Origin of the sequence: Paenibacillus sp. USHLN196 (genome assembly GCF_037144955.1) — a bacterium.
Lineage (GTDB): Bacteria > Bacillota > Bacilli > Paenibacillales > Paenibacillaceae > Paenibacillus > Paenibacillus xylanexedens_C.
The window spans coordinates 395287-412435 of record NZ_JBBCYH010000002.1 but is presented as its reverse complement, the minus strand read 5'-3'; the positions used below and the strand labels follow the sequence as shown (position 1 = coordinate 412435).

Below are 17149 nucleotides of genomic sequence, written 5' to 3'. Positions count from 1 at the left end.
CTTTCTCATACGCAGAAATCATCGTTGTGGTTGCTTTGTTTTATATCCAGGACACATATGTTCAGGCCGCTCTATCTTATCGTTCACATACGGAAGAGCCCTTAATCAGCATCACTCGCTAACTAAAGGCTCTCGTATTTAAGGTTTCACTACCTCTTATTTTGCTTCTGCTACTGCTTTTCCATCTGGAACCGGAACACCGAAATCAGGTGTGCCATCTTCACGCCAATGAATCACTTGAGCACGGGCGTGACGGTTTGGATCATACAAGGGATCACCCTCGATGTCTTTGTAATTACGCGCATGATAAATCAGAATATCGGTCTTGCCATCCGGTGACACCGTAAAGCTGTTATGGCCCGGACCGTATTGGCCGTTCGCTTCACAGGTCTGGAACACCGGCTTGGGTGATTTTACCCAGCTTGCCGGATCAAGCAAATCAGCATTTTCATCTGCGGTGAGCAGACCCATGCAATAATTGTAATCGGTCGCGCTGGCCGAGTAGCCGATAAACACCCGCCCATTCCGATGCATCACCGCTGCTCCTTCATTGACCTTAAAGCCGATGATCTCCCAATCGTACTCTGGCGTAGAGATCATAACCTGTTCGCCGCGTATCGTCCATGGGTTTTCCATTTCGGCAATGTACAGGTTCGAGTTACCCACAATATCGGGATCTTTCTGCGCCCAGACCAGATAGCGGATTCCCTTATGTTCAAAGGTCGTTGCATCCAGCGCGAATGATTCCCACCGGGTGTAAATCTGCCCTTTCTCTACCCACTCTCCTTCGAGTGGATTCGCAGAATCGTTCTCCAAAACATACATCCGATGATCGAACAGACCTTCGTTGGTCTCACTGGTGTGAGCCGCAGCGTAGTGTATGTACCATTTGCCATCGATAAAATGAATCTCCGGTGCCCAGATGTTGGCACTCATTGGCCCTGTGTCACGCTTCGTCCAAGCCGTTACCGGCTCAGCAATTCTCAACTCTTCCAACGTCTCTGCTCGCCGGATCTCAATCCGGTCAAATGCTGGTACGGATGCGGAGAAGTAATAGTAACCGTCTGTATGACGGTACACCCACGGATCAGCGCGCTGCTCCAGGATAGGATTAGTAAAGGTAATGGAATCAGTCATGGGAATGCTCCCCTTTCAAATGTGTGTGATGGCTCGGAGTTAGGAATGTAACCCAATTGCGAAAAAGCGAAAACCTTTTTGGTGGTGCACCGCCGACGTTCGGGGGTGGTAGGGCCTTGGTGCTCTCTTGTCCTCCGATTTCTTTTTCCACCGCTCCTGGCGGTTGAAATCGGATGCCAAACTCGCTCCTGCGGCTCCTTCCTCCCCCTCACTGCTTGTGCACCCTTAGTGCGCAGCTCGCTCTTTTCGCGCTCGCTGGGTTACAACCTCACTTCGAGCCTTTTTTTGTTGGCTCGGTCTTATGGGGTTGACCGCTTCGCAGGGTCACCATGTAATGCAGGGCTGGCCGCAGAGCTATAGGCCAGCTTTGGGTGCACAGCGGACGTTCGAGGGTGGTAGGGCCTTGGTGCTCTCTTGTTCTCCGATTTCTCTTTCCACCGCTCCTGGCGGTTGAAATCGGATGCCAAACTCGCTCCTGCGGCTCCTTCCTCCCCCTCACTGCTTGTGCACCCTTAGTGCGGCAGCTCGCTCTTTTCGCGCTCGCTGGGTTACAACCTCACTTCGAGCCTTTTTGTTGGCTCGGTCTTATGGGGTTGACCGCTTCGCAGGGTCAACTCTCCCCGTGTAATGCAGGGCTGGCCGCAGAGCTATAGGCCAGCCTTGAGTGCACCGCCGACGTTCGGGGGTGGTAGGGCCTTGGTGCTCTCTTGTCCTCCGATTTCTTTTTCCACCGCTCCTGGCGGTTGAAATCGGATGCCAAACTCGCTCCTGCGCCTCCTTCCTCCCCCTCACTGCTTGTGCACCCTTAGTGCGCAGCTCGCTCTTTTCGCGCTCGCTGGGTTACAACCTCACTTCGAGCCTTTTTTTGTTGGCTCGGTCTTATGGGGTTGACCGCTTCGCAGGGTCAACTCTCCCCATATTTAGTGCATGATTGGCTTCAGACATTGGCCAGCATAGATGCATTTTGAATGTCTAAAGGCAGCAATACCTTGGCGTTAGCGAACCTTAACAGGACAGCTTTGGGTACACAGCGGACGTTCGGGGGTGGTAGGGCCTTGGCACTCTCTTGTCCTCCGATTTCTTTTTCCCACCGCTCCTGGCGGTTGAAATCGGATGCCAAACTCGCTCCTGCGGCTCCTTCCTCCCCCTCACTGCTTTTGCACCCTTGGAGCGGCAGCTCGCCCCTTACTCTTCCGCTGCGCTGATCTGCTTGCCCCAGACCGCGATGCCGTGGTCATTGATGCCAGTCACCACCAGCGCGGGCTGGCTTCGCTCCCAGTCCCAGGACGGGAGCAGTCGCAACTCTTCCGTGGAAGCTCCGCCCCATGGGCTTTCTTTCCACTTCAACGTCAGTGTTTGTTTACCATCAAATGTCCAGGTTCCTGAACCCTTTTCGCTTTTAATCTTACCGTTGCTTGTTAGGGTATAAGGCACGGCTTGAATCTGCCCGTCCACGGACGGATCAAGTGCCATGCCTTCCCACTCCCCGGCAATCATGGACTTCGGAATGTCCTGTACAGTCTCACCGGCGTAACGCTCCGGTGAAACGACAGGCCAGCCGTCCTTGGTCCATAACATTTTGCGTACATGCAGATAGGGCCAGTTTTTATCCGTCTCACCCCGTGCATGATGCACGATGTAATAATCGTCTCTGTCCTTCAGAACGGAGTTATGTCCGGGCGCAACCCAGCCCTCGCCTTCTGTGAAGCGATAACCGCCGAGAATTTTGGTGCCGATCTCATATTGCGGCAGATACTCTGTATCCAGCATGTTATTGCCGTTTATGTCCGTGTACGGTCCTGTGATTGAATCAGCACGCGCAACCCGCACGTTATAGTCCTCGAATAAAGAATCATAGGAGACGAACAGATAATACTTTTTGAACTCCTGGTTATACACAATGTATGGACCTTCGACTGCACCTTCTTCGGTAGCACGATCCCGAGCAGCAATGCGAGTACCATAACCCTCGTCCTTGAATTTCCCGGTGTCGGGATCAAGTGGCGCAATGTAGATGCCGTCAAAGAATGAACCATATACCATCCACGAATTGCCCTCAGCATCCACAATAGGATTGGCATCAATGGCATTTAATTTGTCCTGTTCATTCGCAGAGGTTTTCACAACCAGTCCTTCATCTGTCCAAGGACCTTCAGGAGATGAGGATGTCTGAAGACCAATAGCCGACTGGGTGCTGCCAAAAGAAGAAGCCGAATAATACATCCGATAGGTATCACCAGCCTGAATTACATCCGGTGCCCACAGATTGACCGCACCTGTCCAGTCCAGCGCTTCTTGCGGAATCCCGGGCAGAGCTTGACCTACCCACTTCCAGTGGATCAGATCATCCGATTTGCGTACCATAACGCCGGGTTTCGCTTCTCCTGCTACACGAACGTCTGTGGAATAGACGTAGTATCCCTGATCGGTTTTGATAATGGCCGGATCATGCGCATTGTTGACCGTCCAACGGGATTCATCATCCAGTATGGAAGTGTCATACAGCTGAGTATCTTGGGGAGCTTCAGGAAAGACCGGCCGGGACACCGTTTCTTCTGCCCCTTCTCCATCACAACCCGTAGCCCCAGTAATCAACAACAGCAACATGGAAGCAACAACCCCTCTCTTCGAAAATGTCCACCCTCGGAATCTCTTCCGCTGATTCATCCCTTCACTCCCGAAATGGCAACCGATTCAATAATCTGTTTCTGGAAGATCAAGAAGATGATTAAAACCGGTAACAGAGCCACAATCGACGCTGCCATAATAAGTGGATAATCCGTCTGGATTGCATACGTGGCATTGAAGTTCGCTATAACCAGCTGCAGCGTCTGCTTCTCCGGTGAATTCAGATAGATAATCGGTGCGAGATAATCGTTCCAGATCCCCATGAACCAGAGAATTAACTGTGCAGCAACGGCAGGTTTAATCAATGGGAATGTGATACTGGAATAGAGCCGGAAATAGGAACTTCCATCAATTTTGGCAGCTTCAATAATGGCATCTGGCACACTAAGCAGATATTGCCGGAGGAAGAAGATCATAATCACATTACCGAACAACCCCGGTACAATAAGCGGCAATAATGTATCAGTCCAGCCAAGCTTAGAGAACATCATGAATTGTGGAATCATGACTGTTGGATATGGAATCATCATGGAAGCAAGCAAAGCAAGAAACAGTTTGTTTTTATGTGGAAATCTCAATTTGGCAAAAGCAAACGCAGCGATACTGGATGTAAACGTACCGACGATCGTTACACTTACCGCGATAATGAGGCTGTTTTTGATCCCGCTTAGCAACGGGCCTGCTTCCCAGATTTCCTTATACTTTCCAAATTGAAATACTTCAGGTATCCACACTGGTGGAAGCGCGAATACATCCTGCTTCTCCTTCAATGAAGTGGATAGCATCCAGATCAGTGGTGCAACCATCGCAATAGCACCGATCGCGAGTACGATAAAAATGATCGTGTTCGTTAAATTCCTTTTTTGACTGTAAGACATCTCCGATTCACTCCTTCCCTTGACAATTAATCCCCATCATAGGCTGATTTTTCGTTCATTTTGAATTGCACCAAGGTAATGACAAAAATGAAAATACCAAGAATCATAGCCATGGCTGACGCATAACCCATCTGAAGGTTACTGAAGGCTTTCTGCCAAATGTAGAAGACAATCGAAGCGGATGAATATTCAGGACCACCTGTAGGCGTCATAATGTTCATCTCGGTAAAGATCTGGGAACCGCCAATGATATTCGTAACGACGAGGAAAAAGGTAACAGGCTTCACCATCGGCCAGGTGATATTGCGGAAAATCTGGAACCCATTGGCTCCATCCAGTTCAGCCGCCTCATAATATGTACGTGATACACTTTGCAGCGCTGCCAGGTACAATAACATGGTGTACCCCAAACCTTTCCATACCGTCATAATAATCAGTGCTGGTTTGACTGTGTCTTTGTTCGCGAGCCAGTTGGGACCCTCAATGCCAAACAGGCCGAGGAACTGGTTCACCAGACCGTAATCCCCGTTATACGCCCAGTTCCACATGATGGACACCGCAGCCAGGGAGGAGATGACCGGAATATAATAAATGACACGGAAGGTCGTAGTCCCGGGAATTTTACGATTCAAACCCATAGCCAGCAACAAGGCCAGCAAAAGGCCAATCGGGATCCCGAGCATCAGGAAGAATGTATTAAACATCGCTTTGTAAAATAAGTCATCCGTTAGCAAGTCCTTGAAGTTGGCCAATCCGATAAAGTTCATCTGTCCCAGTCCATCCCAGTCGGTAAAGGAACCATAGAGGGAGTAGAGGAATGGGAACATGACAAAGATCAGCAACCCAAGAATCGGAGGTAAGATAAACAGATATCCGTACAGCATCTCTTTGCGATACAAACTCGATTTCGTAATCACGGCGTTCACCCCTGTTTCTAGTATCAGCATGTGGCATTCTTCGATTGAACCTTGCCGATCAACGAATGCCACATGCCCGTATGGAATCCAATAATACCCAATACGAATGATGCCAGCAGCATGATTGCAGGCTGCCGGCATCACCCTTTCCTATCTACTATTTCTGAGATTTCTGTTCCTGTTCAACCGCTTTGTCGAGCAGCTTCTGCATTTTGGGCTGTTGTTGCTTCACATAATCTGCGGCTGTAATCTTGCCATCCAAAACCGGCTGGATGTCTGTGAAGAAGAGGTCATACCATTCCGCATTGTACGTGTAGTTACCTGGCAAAGAACGTCCGTAATCCTCTACGATATCAATGAATTCCTGCTTGTTGGATGGTTTCGTGGATGTATCTTTGGCCCACTCGTCTGCCATATCAAGCAGATTCGGAATCTGTACCTTGGCATCTACCAGTTGCTGCATACTTTCTTTCGAAGCAGTTAGGTAGTTCACCAATGCTGCCGCTTCTTCCGGATGTTTCGATTTAGCAGATACCCCGATTCCCAGGGAACCAATCCACGTAGCCGACTTGCCAGTCGATCCCGCAGGGAAAGGTAACAAATCATACTCAAAAGGCAATTTCTCGAATGTACTCATATCCCAAGGACCTACAGGGAAGAAGGCCATTTCGCCTTTCATCCAGCGTTGGTACGTATCCAATGTTTGCGCTTCCTCAATGGAAGGTGTAATGTTGTATACGTTCTGCATATCCGCGAAGAACTGCAGAGCTTCTGCGAATTTCGGATCATCAATGGTTACCTTCGTTTTGCTGTCATCCAGCCAGTCCCCGCCATTGCTCCATACAAAGGATTGCAGTGCCCACTGTACGTTAAAACCTGTACCGAATACATCCGGTTTACCGTCCCCGTTGGTATCCTTAGTCGCTTGCTGATTCACCTTAATGAACTCTTCCCATGTATATGGTTTATCCTTGTCAGGGAGTGGAATGCCTTCTTTTTCAAACAAAGTCTTGTTGTAGCCTAGTGCAAATGGCCCGAGGTCCTTCGGCATGCCGTAAAGATCACCCTGTCCTGCCATCTTGCCATCATAACGGTATAGATCCACTCCATATTTCCAGATGTTATTCAAATCAACATCCGCATTATTTTCAATGTAAGGTGTAAGATTCATGAGAACATTGCTGTTCACATAGGCCTTAATATCGCCTGGGTTAAAATAAAATACGTCAGGCAAGCTGTTGCCTGTAATTGCCGCTCTCAGCTTGGTCGCATATTGATCTGCAGCCGTTACAATAATTTTGACTTTCACACCCGGATGATCTTCTTCGAATTTCTTGACTACCGCCTGGTATGCTTTCTGCTCATCTGTGCCCCCGCGGAACATAAACGTTAACTCCTTGTCCCCACTTGCACCGTTGCTCCCTCCTCCGCAGCCCGCAAGTACCAGTGCACTTACCAGCATAAGAAGCATAAATGTGACCCAATTCTTTTTCTTTACCATCTGAACCCCTCCTGATCTGGATTTGTAACCGTATTCAATTGGATGAAATAAGATTTCTGTTGTTAATTTATCAAATCCAGATCACTTTAGTCAACACTTTTATAAAACATTTTATATTTATCTAAAACAAATCAATACTTCGGCCATCCATTAGCGTCCCACAACAAGTCATTAATCAACAATTTCGGATTGCCATTATCCTCTGCATCATAGGCGTGTCGTGCAATGACATTCCCGTTATACACGTCCTGACCACCTGGCCCTTTCCATTTCACATTGCCGGTATCGAGTACCGTTCCGCCGCCATTCAGCATATTCACTCCGTTTTTATCCACATAAGGGCCTGTAATACTGGTCGAACGTCCATAGACCATTTTGTAGGTACTGTTCACCCCTTGGCAGCAAGAATCAATGGAAGCAAACAGGTAATAATAACCACCACGATATACAATACTTGGTCCCTCAATAGCACCTCCGTTATTCGGGCGCGCAGCAATGGAAGTTATACTTCCCGTTGGTTTCATCGTATTTTTGTCCAGCTTGACAATCTTCAGACCGCTCCAGAAAGAACCAAAGGCCAGCCATGGATTACCTGAAGCATCAATGACCAGATTCGGATCAATAGCATTATAATTATTGGCGGTCGTGGTTTGAAGCACCAATCCTTCGTCCTTCCATTGCCCTGCTCCAATGCTGTTCGCAGAAGCAAGACCAATCGCAGACCGATTGGAGCCAAAGGTGGAGATCGAATAATAGAGCCATACTTTTCCGTTATACTGCTCTACATCCGGTGCCCATACATCCAATCCGCTTTGTCCCGGAACGGCAGAAGCCCACCAGGATGGCTTACTTAAGAAGATTTGTGGAACACGATACCAGGACGATCCATTATCGGATTTCAATACTTGAATGCCCGGACCCGTTGAAAAGGTGTACCACGAACTGCCCTCTTTGATAATCGACGGATCATGAACAGCGGTATCTCCGGTCAGATTCCAGAACGCCGCCAAAGCTTTTGACTGACCTGCCAGCAGTAATACCACCACAAGTAATGCCGGTAACGTCAACCGTTTCCACTTAAACCTCTTCACATTGCTTAACTTTTCCAAACCAAACTCCACCTTTCCTGATCAAATGGTTAATTAGGTTCATGAAGTAATGAATCAATTTAGGTATAATAGGATTATAAAAGCGGTTACATGACATTTCAATGGTATATTTCAAATATATGTGAACTGATTAACACTTATTTTAACCGGAATAGTGAACAAAATATAGATTATATTTTCGTATTTGCGCTATACACAAGGGTTTTGGCTTCTATTTCTCCACCCTTCCCTTCCATGAGGGAATGATTTATAATTATCTGAAATAAAACATATAAATGTGCAAATGTCTGTGTCGAAGACTTTGTTCAGAACGGGGAAAGGAAATCCACCTATGATTTATATTAAAGATCTGATGTCGGGTGTGAATATCTTCAAAGCGCTCAGTTCGGAAATCCGGATTCAGATCATCGAGCTTCTGGCCAAGAACCAAAGCCTTAATCTCAATGATCTCGCAACCAAGCTGGGATTGAGCAATGGCGCCATTACGATGCATATCAAGAAACTTGAAGAGAGCGGATTGATCGAGATCAACACCGCTGTTGGCAAACATGGAATTCAGAAGATATGTTATCTCAATGAGGAAAAATTGATGGTTGATCTGCGTTCACAGGAGATTAACAATCGTTATGAAGTGGAAATACAGGTCGGTCATTACAGCGATTATCAGGCTGCACCTACATGTGGTCTCGCTACCCGGGACAGCATTGTTGGAGAGTTCGATGATCCGCGTTACTTTGCTGATCCACTGCGAATTGATGCGGAGATGATCTGGCTGGCTGAAGGTTATCTGGAATATCGAATTCCAAACTATCTCAAACCCAATCAGTCCTTTAGCGAAATTCAATTGTCGATGGAACTGGGATCAGAGGCCCCTGGTTTTTGTGACAATTACCCTTCGGATATTTACTTCTATGTCAATGGGATTGAGATTGGCTGCTGGACAAGTCCAGGGGATTTTGGCAATACACGCGGTACCTTCAACCCGGAATGGTGGCCTCCCCACTTGAACCAGTACGGCATGCTGAAGCTGATCCGAATCACGCAGGAAGGCAGCTATATTGATGGGTGTCGTATCTCGGATGTAACGCTGGACCAGATTGGGCTGGATTACAAAAGCGATATTCACTTCCGTATTGCGGTTACCGATGGACCTCTCAACAAACGCGGTTTAACGATCTTTGGCAAAAACTTTGGTAACTATGGACAGAATCTGCTCGCTCGGGTTCTCTATAACGTGCAAGAGGAATAGAGCCTACTCTGACTAAATGCCCATAATAAAAGCTCAACAGAACTGCCAAGATACCTAAGATACCTGTTCTTCTTCACAACAATAATGTACCTTGTAAAGAGTGCGATCCAGCACTCTTTTTTGTTGCTTCATCCCAACCAATCCCTTGTTCATTCAGGCTGGGACAAAACATAGTAGATTATAATGACCCTCTGTAGTCATCCATCTTGTTCACTGTGTCGTGATATAATAATGGCCTGTAATGACAAAATGGAATAACGGGCGGGGATACCTTTTGAAATTGGAGCGCTTAATCTCAATCATATATAAACTGCTGAACCACGAAGTATTGTCTGCTTCCACCTTGGCAGAAGAGTTTCAGGTGTCCCCAAGAACGATCTATCGGGATATTGATGTGATCTGTGCCGCCGGCTTCCCGGTCGTCTCCCATCAGGGACTCAAAGGCGGCTACGGCATGATGGACGGATACAAGATGGATAAAAGCTTGCTCGGTTCTTATGATGTGAATTCCCTGATCACGGTCCTGAGCAGTCTATCCACAGTATTCGAAGATGCACGTGCACAAGGCACGATTGAACGTCTGCAAACGATTGGACAGGAGCATCAAACCTCAAGTCTATCGGTGGATCTGGAGACTCGCCGAACAGAACCGGATGCCCTCCCTCATCTGCGTAAAGGTATTACGGATCATCAGGTTGTCCGTTTTGACTACATCAATACTAAGAATGAACATACACCCCGCCATCTGGAACCGGTAAGACTCCATTTTAAATATCGTAATTGGTATGTATATGGATTTTGCCAGACACGGCAGGATTATCGCGAGTTCCGACTGTCCCGGATGATGAACGTGCAACTGACATCGGAACACTTCCAACCCCACCTTGAGCTTCCCCAAGAGACGGTTGTGTCAGATCCGTCATGGCAAGATCAGGTAAGTGATGTGGTATTCCGGGTGAACCCGGAAGCGCTCGCGGAAGCCATGGATCATTTTCAACAGGCAGATAAGCAATTTCACGAGGATGGAAGTATGACGATGCGTATCTCGGTTCATCAGCCGTTACAAGCTAAGTGGTTATGGTCGTTTCTGCTTAGTTTGGGTAGTGGCGCCGAGGTACTTGAACCGATTGAATTACGAGGCATTCTGAAAGAACAACTTCGAAACGCACTTAAGCTCTATGAAGAAGTATGACACGCTGTTGTCATACTTCTTTTTTTATAATCATCTCAGTAAGTTCATCCAATCCATCGCCAAATTAAAGGAGACGATCATCAATGAATTATCCGGAACAAATGTATAACTACCACGCATGGGCCAACCAAACCATCCTGGGCAGAATCAAGGAACTTCCCTCTTCTGTCCTGAGTCAGGAAGTGAACAGTTCATATCCAACCATTGCTCACGCACTCAGCCATATCTATACAGTGGATAAGATGTGGTATCTGGTGTTAACTGGCACCGGGATGCCCGAGGCACTGCAAGCATGCATACCACTTAATAGTGAAATTCACGGTTCTGTGAATGAGTACATCCAATGTTTTACCGACCTGTCGGCACAATACAGTGAGTGGTTACGAGGCCAAGCTGATCTGGAGCAAACCATTCTACTCGATAATCCATTTGCAGGAGTTCGCGAAACCAGCTTATCGGAATTGGTAATCCATGTGGTTAACCACGGAACCTATCATCGAGGCAATATTTCTACCATGCTGCGTCAATTGGGGCATGCCTCCATCATGAATGACTATTCACTCTTTTGGTATCAGGAACCGGCTCAAGTATAGTTGACAATCGAATGGAAAATGTACATTGTATCCCCGTGACATCGAGGGAAGAATTGAGAAATTGGTTGCAGGAGCACGGAAAAGTCCAGCAATCTTGCTGGGTCATTGTAAGCATGAAACCAACTTCTGATACCCTGCTGTACTTGGATGTGGTTGAGGAGTCGCTATGCTTCGGCTGGATCGATGGTGTCAAAAAGAAAATATCCGAGACCCAATTGGCACAGAGATTATCTCCTCGAAGCAAACGAAGCTCTTGGACTGAATTGAACAAGGAACGTGTCCGTCGTCTTGAAAAGTTGGGCTTAATGCATGACGAAGGTAGAAAGGTTCTTCCTGTGATGGACCCGACTGCTTTCATCATCGATGCCGTCATCGAACAAAGGCTGAAAGAGGACCAACAGGTGTATGCGAACTTCTTGGCCTTCCCTGCCCTGTATCAAAACGTTCGGATTGATACGATCCAAAGTGTCAAGAAACAGCCAGCATTATTACAGAGCAGATTGGATAAGTTCATAACCAGCACAAAGGAGAATAAAATGTACGGTCTGTGGCATGACAATGGACGGCTTTTGGACTATTGAATTTACCCGAGACAGCATACAGGACCTCCATATGAGGAGGCCCTGTTTGGTGTTTTATATTCAGTCATGTATTAATGAGTCTGTCTGTATGTTTTGGGAGACTTGCCAAAGGCTTTCTTAAACTGGCGGGTAAAATAATTACTGTCGTTAAACCCGCATTCATACGAAATTTCCGTAATGGACAGGTTCCCGTTTTTCAACAAATGACATGCCTTCTCCAGACGCAACTTTTGCAGATAAGAGATCGGGGTCATCTGATAATAGGATCGAAAAATCCGATTCAGATGCCTTATTGAGATATTCGACTTCCCCGCAATATCCTCCAGCGACAGTGGCTCAAGATAATGATCTTCAATAAATGAAATGGCATTTGCCAGATGCATCAGATTATTACCTTCGATTCCTTTCTCCTGTGTATCATATTGCCTCGACAAATAAACAACCATCTCCGTAAGACGTGAGATCAACATCGTCTGATACCCTTGCTGTTTACTCTGATACTCCTCAATCATGAACGATATCAGCGATTCTACATACTCCAGACTGGAAATGGATAACGCCAATTTACTCGGAAAGGAGTGAATATTACGATAAATCGGTTCCAAAACAAACAGCGCCTGGAAGCCGTTAGATTTTCTCAGATCGGGCCCAGCCGAAGCAAGCATCTCGGGACTGAACATAACATTACAGATCCTAAAATCATGAGGGTCTTTGTACGCATGATGGGTGTCGCCATTGATCACAAACGCGTTTCCTTTTTTGATAAAAAATTCTTCGGTGTTCACCACATGAGTTGCATGACCATTCAGTACAATCACAAGTTCCGTAAAATCCATATGATTATGAAGTTCCATGTCCTCAACATGTCCACCGTACTGAATAAAAAACGGAAATTGTTGATGATCTGAAGTAAACCATCTCAAATATGCATTACTCAAAAGCATTCCCCTCCACGAACATTGTTGGGTTGAATGTCTATATCATGCTATTCCAGGACCGAAAAATCAAGGTTCCATATACTTATAAGCGTTATAATTCGCCTTGTAGCAGGGATTTTCAATGTGTCCAGATTCATACTAAACTCTCACAATGAATAGGAGCATAACATGATAAAATATACCAATCCGGTGATTCCTGGGTTTTATCCAGATCCGAGTATCTGCCGTGTAGATGAAGACTATTATCTGGTAACCAGTACCTTTGAATATTTCCCTGGTGTGCCCATCTTCCACAGCAAAGACCTTGTGAACTGGCGACAGATCGGCCATGTCCTTACTACCCCAGAACAACTTCCTTTAGCAAATGCAGGCAGCTCTGGCGGCATTTATGCCCCAACACTCAGGTATCATGATGGTTGGTTCTATATGACAACAACCAATGTCAGTGGCGGCGGAAATTTTTATGTACGCAGCATCCAACCTGAAGGGCCATGGTCTGCTCCCATCTTCGTTGATCAAGATGGTATAGATCCCTCTTTTCTATTTGACGAAGATGGTCGTGTGTATTTCCAAACAGCCTGTAATGGAAATGAAGGCGAGGGCATCTATCAGTGTGAGATAGACATCAAGACAGGAGCCAAACTAACCAATAGCCGATTGATCTGGAACGGAACCGGAGGAGCAGCCCCCGAAGCCCCCCACCTGTACAAAATAAACGACTTCTACTATTTGATGATCGCCGAAGGTGGAACCGAGTATGGTCATATGGAGACCATTGCTCGGAGTACAGATCCATACGGACCATTTGATCCGTGTCCTCATAATCCGATTCTATCCAATCGAAGCATGAAATCCAGTATCCATGCAACCGGTCATGCAGACCTTGTCCAGATCCAGGATGGAAGCTGGTGGGCCGTATGTCTGGGCCTTCGTCCAGCAGGTTACCCCATGCGGCACCATCTGGGACGCGAAACCTTCCTGGCACCTGTCACTTGGACGGATGACGGTTGGCCAATGATCGGTGTGGACGGACATATTGAGCCGGAGATGTCCAAACCTTCGTTGCCTGAGCACCCTTGGACACCTCAGGCTATCCGGGATCATTTTGACGAACCAACATTGGACATGAACTGGATCTTCTTGCGAAACCCGGCTCCGGATAGTTGGACGCTCACAGAAAATCCCGGGCAACTCATCCTGCGGGGTAACCCGGTTTCACTTGATGATGGACAAAATCCAGCCTTTGTTGGACGTCGATTGAGCCATTTCTTATGCAATATGGCTACCGAGCTGCGTTATGAGCCAAATGCGAGCGGTGAAGAAGCCGGATTAACCTTATTTATGAATGATAAATATCATTACGATTTGGCTGTAACACAGATCGATGGGCAGAAGAAAATCGTATTGCGACGAACCGTCGGCTCTCTGCGAACCGAACAGGTGCTTGACTGTGACACGGGGCGGGTTGTATTACAAATCAAGGCTGACCGGAATAACTTCACGTTCCTCTACCAGCAAGGTTCGTCCGATGCCATCGAAGTGGGTTCAGGGGAAACACATCTGTTATCTACCGAAGTGGCAAGTGGTTTCACAGGTGTGATGATCGCCATGTACGCTTATGCTCCATCGGGGGAGTGTACGCCTGCAAGTTTCGATTTGTTTGACTATGAACCTCTGGAAGAATAATCGTTTTAACTCCTATACTCAATAATTAGAAAATATAATATATGATCAGCTCAAATATATCCCCTTAAAGTAGATACTCTTTGAAAAACCTTGTGTGGTAGCATAAGGAAATGAGTGAACTTTGAGGGGATTTTGCTATCTTTATATCTTTCTCGATAATTGCTCTGAAATTTATTAAAGTTCTCCATTGCTTTATTAGAGAAGTTCTCCTAGTATTTTTAGTAAGAACACCCCAGCAGCTCTCATCTGGCAATACCTTCACTGCCCATATGAGAGCGCTATCGCTGCAGCACGAAAGAAAACGGGAGGTTGCAGATATGAAATGGAATCACTTCAAGTCCAAGCTTCTGCTTAAGTACACACTATCCTATATCTCCATTTTCCTTATCCCTCTTGTTATTTTAACCATCATTATTTATCACAACGCTGTGAACACGCTCCGTTCAGAGATTGAACAGACCAATGTCAATCAGCTCACTCAAGCCAAAACCGTCATCGATGATCGCATGAAGGAATTACAGGACATCGCTTTTCGCATCGCGTACGATGAGCAGTTAACGCGGTATTGGACCCACCATCCGTACTATAGCCGGGAATCAATCGGTGCATTGGTCAAATACAAAGCCACCAGTTCCATTATCGATGAGTTATTCCTGTTCTTCCGCGGAGATGATAACATCTATTCTTCTCAAGGTTCTGAGAATCTGGATGTATTCACTGGCCGCTACAAATTTACTACGTGGAACAAAACAGACATGATCCGGGATTTGAATAACGTGCAGTCCCCCACGATACGTCCAGCGGAGCAGGTCGTCCAAGGAACCAGAATACCCAATTCCATGCTGGCCTATCTTGTACCGATTGCACCTAACAATACACCCGCCCATGGAACCGTCATGTACCTGATTCACGAGTCCAATCTGACAGGCTTAATTGATTCCATCCTCAGTGACTATCACGGGATGACGTATATTTTCGATAATTACGGGCAAGTACTGGCGGCCAATTACAAGGGAGAAATCATATCCGAGCAAGAAGTTAACGCTCTGTTTACTCTTGAACCCGGGACGCATAGCATCTCCTTAAATCAAGAACCACATTCGGTTGTATCTGTTAAATCGGATGCGGGTTGGACTTATGTGACCGCTATGCCCAGCAACCAATTTTTCAGCCGAATCGTTCATATTCGCACCTTTGTTGTTCTCGTTTTCTCCTTCATGGTGGTGATGGGCACGTTCCTCGCCATTATGTTGGCCCGGAGACAGTATCATCCGATTTCAGACTTAATGGAGTTCATTCGGTTGAAGAATGATCCTGATCCATCTTCCACCACCAACGAGCTGGAATGGATCAAGAAAACACTGCATGATTATAGTCAGCGTGTAGATCTTCAGGAGCCCTATGCCCGCAATCACATTTTGCTCATGTTGCTGAAGCATGGTCACACCGGAGATTTCCCCTCTGAGTTTACGGATAAGCTTGGCATACGCTTTAACCGATCCCATTATTTTGTCATGATCATGGGCTGGGAAATGCATGCTTTTCCTAACGGTGATAACCCCGAGCAACCTACTGTCATGCAGCTGATGAACGATGTGGAGCTGCCGGAGTTGTCCGCTTATGCTTACGGCGTGGAGCAGCCACAGGCAAACCAATTGGCCCTTATCATAGGATTTGATGCCGAAATAGAGCATGAAGGTAGCCTAAATGCCCGTATGGAGCCTATTGTTGAAAAACTGCAATGGATGGTGACAGATCACACCAGGGTCGCGCCCGCAATCGGGATAGGCAATCAGTACACTTATCCGAAACAGCTGAATCAGTCCTACATCGAAGCCTCGACCGCTCTGGAAGCATCGATGCTGCATGGACAGGGAAGCAGTACATACTTTAACGACCTTTCCGGTTCCGGTGTACAGGATTCTTCCTTCTGGGTCCCCAAGGATGTATTGTTGAAGCTGGTTCAGAGCTTGAAACAAGGCAGCTATGATGTGGCGGTTCAGATGGTGTCAACTGCATTGAATACCCTGAAATCCGAAATACCATCTGTACCGCTGCTGCGTTGCATCTGCTTTGATATTCTGAATACAATGCTCAAAACCGCTTCGGAGCTTGGAATCCATCATGTGGTTGATCAACTTCCAAGGATCACTTCCTACGACTCGTTGGAGGACTTGGAGAAAAAACTGACAGGCCTTGCCGCCGAAATCTGCGCCCATGTCGAGGCGAAGAGTGAGACGGAAGAAAGCTCTCTTATGGATGAAATCGTTGCTTATATCGATGCCAATTTCTCTGATTATGATCTCAGTCTGGGTACGATTTCATCAAAGTTCACGATCTCTTCATCCTATTTCAGTCGTTCTTTCAAAGAAAAGATCGGCATGAACTTTACCCAATATATCTGGCAGAAACGGATGGATGAGGTCATTCGACTACTGCTGCATACTACCGATCCGTTAAAAGATATCATCACGCGTGTCGGTTACCTGGATACACCAAACTTCATCCGCAAATTCAAAAAAGAGACGGGTTATACCCCAGGGCAATACCGTAAAATGCACCGTCCCAACGGCTCCGCCGATTCCCCTGATGATGACGACGAGGAATGTATTGGATAAAGGGAGACATCGTCTAACATGTGCCTGATTCATTAGACCGAACTAACGCAAACAAGGGGCCGTCCTATACGTCATGCTCATAACGTATAGGACGGCCCCTTCGTATGTTTTTAGTCCGTAGA

13 protein-coding genes are annotated in these 17149 nt (G+C 46.8%); 6 read left to right on the top strand and 7 right to left on the bottom strand.

Annotated elements, in window-relative coordinates:
- Nucleotides 1–156 precede the first annotated feature (156 nt).
- From WFI24_RS05055 to WFI24_RS05030, 6 genes are all read right to left on the bottom strand, one after another.
- Nucleotides 157–1137: a glycoside hydrolase family 43 protein gene (locus tag WFI24_RS05055; protein ID WP_336759234.1), complete on the bottom strand. Its 981-nt coding sequence runs from the start codon at nt 1135–1137 to the stop codon at nt 157–159.
- Between the two features lie 1185 nt (nt 1138–2322).
- Nucleotides 2323–3744, bottom strand: a complete 1422-nt coding sequence (locus WFI24_RS05050; RefSeq protein WP_221819319.1) for an arabinan endo-1,5-alpha-L-arabinosidase — start codon at nt 3742–3744, stop codon at nt 2323–2325.
- Nucleotides 3745–3800: 56 nt separating this feature from the next.
- Nucleotides 3801–4643 carry a carbohydrate ABC transporter permease gene (locus WFI24_RS05045; protein WP_221819058.1) on the bottom strand — a complete coding sequence of 281 codons (843 nt, stop codon included), beginning with the start codon at nt 4641–4643 and terminating at the stop codon, nt 3801–3803.
- A gap of 26 nt (nt 4644–4669) precedes the next feature.
- Entirely contained in the window at nt 4670–5560 is an 891-nt protein-coding gene (locus WFI24_RS05040; protein ID WP_124117107.1) for a carbohydrate ABC transporter permease, read from the bottom strand.
- Between the two features lie 157 nt (nt 5561–5717).
- Nucleotides 5718–7061 carry an ABC transporter substrate-binding protein gene (locus tag WFI24_RS05035; RefSeq protein WP_221819057.1) on the bottom strand — a complete coding sequence of 448 codons (1344 nt, stop codon included), beginning with the start codon at nt 7059–7061 and terminating at the stop codon, nt 5718–5720.
- Nucleotides 7062–7192: 131 nt separating this feature from the next.
- Nucleotides 7193–8128 (bottom strand): glycoside hydrolase family 43 protein, encoded by a 936-nt coding sequence (locus WFI24_RS05030; protein WP_397376241.1) that lies wholly within the window; start codon nt 8126–8128, stop codon nt 7193–7195.
- A 373-nt stretch (nt 8129–8501) separates the two neighbouring features.
- Between WFI24_RS05030 and WFI24_RS05025 the strand changes: the two genes are divergently transcribed.
- From WFI24_RS05025 to WFI24_RS05010, 4 genes are all read left to right on the top strand, one after another.
- Nucleotides 8502–9419 carry an ArsR/SmtB family transcription factor gene (locus WFI24_RS05025; RefSeq protein WP_017690213.1) on the top strand — a complete coding sequence of 306 codons (918 nt, stop codon included), beginning with the start codon at nt 8502–8504 and terminating at the stop codon, nt 9417–9419.
- Nucleotides 9420–9693: 274 nt separating this feature from the next.
- The gene (locus tag WFI24_RS05020; protein ID WP_221819055.1) at nt 9694–10611 is read left to right on the top strand and encodes a helix-turn-helix transcriptional regulator; all 918 of its coding nucleotides are present in this window, start codon (nt 9694–9696) and stop codon (nt 10609–10611) included.
- Nucleotides 10612–10694: 83 nt separating this feature from the next.
- Nucleotides 10695–11204, top strand: coding sequence for a DinB family protein (locus WFI24_RS05015; RefSeq protein WP_221819054.1), 510 nt, complete (start codon nt 10695–10697; stop codon nt 11202–11204).
- An 11-nt stretch (nt 11205–11215) separates the two neighbouring features.
- On the top strand, nt 11216–11785 hold the full coding sequence (locus WFI24_RS05010) for a YdeI/OmpD-associated family protein (RefSeq protein ID WP_221819053.1): 570 nt from the start codon (nt 11216–11218) through the stop codon (nt 11783–11785).
- A gap of 71 nt (nt 11786–11856) precedes the next feature.
- Here WFI24_RS05010 and WFI24_RS05005 read toward each other — a convergent pair whose 3' ends face one another.
- Nucleotides 11857–12723 carry a helix-turn-helix domain-containing protein gene (locus WFI24_RS05005; RefSeq protein ID WP_221819052.1) on the bottom strand — a complete coding sequence of 289 codons (867 nt, stop codon included), beginning with the start codon at nt 12721–12723 and terminating at the stop codon, nt 11857–11859.
- Nucleotides 12724–12894: 171 nt separating this feature from the next.
- Here WFI24_RS05005 and WFI24_RS05000 point away from each other — a divergent pair, with 171 nt between their 5' ends.
- Nucleotides 12895–14409 (top strand): glycoside hydrolase family 43 protein, encoded by a 1515-nt coding sequence (locus WFI24_RS05000; protein ID WP_221819317.1) that lies wholly within the window; start codon nt 12895–12897, stop codon nt 14407–14409.
- Between the two features lie 317 nt (nt 14410–14726).
- A complete protein-coding gene (locus WFI24_RS04995) occupies nt 14727–17027 on the top strand; it encodes a helix-turn-helix domain-containing protein (RefSeq protein ID WP_221819051.1) in 2301 nt (766 codons plus the stop codon).
- The last annotated feature ends 122 nt before the right edge of the window (nt 17028–17149 follow it).

Bases quoted from the DNA above. Each gene is read 5' to 3' on its own strand.
- WFI24_RS05055 (WP_336759234.1), bottom strand. From the start codon at position 1,137: ATGACTGATTCCATTACCTTTACTAATCCTATCCTGGAGCAGCGCGCT.
- WFI24_RS05050 (WP_221819319.1), bottom strand. From the start codon at position 3,744: ATGTTGCTGTTGTTGATTACTGGGGCTACGGGTTGTGATGGAGAAGGG.
- WFI24_RS05045 (WP_221819058.1), bottom strand. From the start codon at position 4,643: ATGTCTTACAGTCAAAAAAGGAATTTAACGAACACGATCATTTTTATC.
- WFI24_RS05035 (WP_221819057.1), bottom strand. From the start codon at position 7,061: ATGGTAAAGAAAAAGAATTGGGTCACATTTATGCTTCTTATGCTGGTA.
- WFI24_RS05025 (WP_017690213.1), top strand. From the start codon at position 8,502: ATGATTTATATTAAAGATCTGATGTCGGGTGTGAATATCTTCAAAGCG.
- WFI24_RS05015 (WP_221819054.1), top strand. From the start codon at position 10,695: ATGAATTATCCGGAACAAATGTATAACTACCACGCATGGGCCAACCAA.
- WFI24_RS05010 (WP_221819053.1), top strand. From the start codon at position 11,216: ATGGAAAATGTACATTGTATCCCCGTGACATCGAGGGAAGAATTGAGA.
- WFI24_RS04995 (WP_221819051.1), top strand. From the start codon at position 14,727: ATGAAATGGAATCACTTCAAGTCCAAGCTTCTGCTTAAGTACACACTA.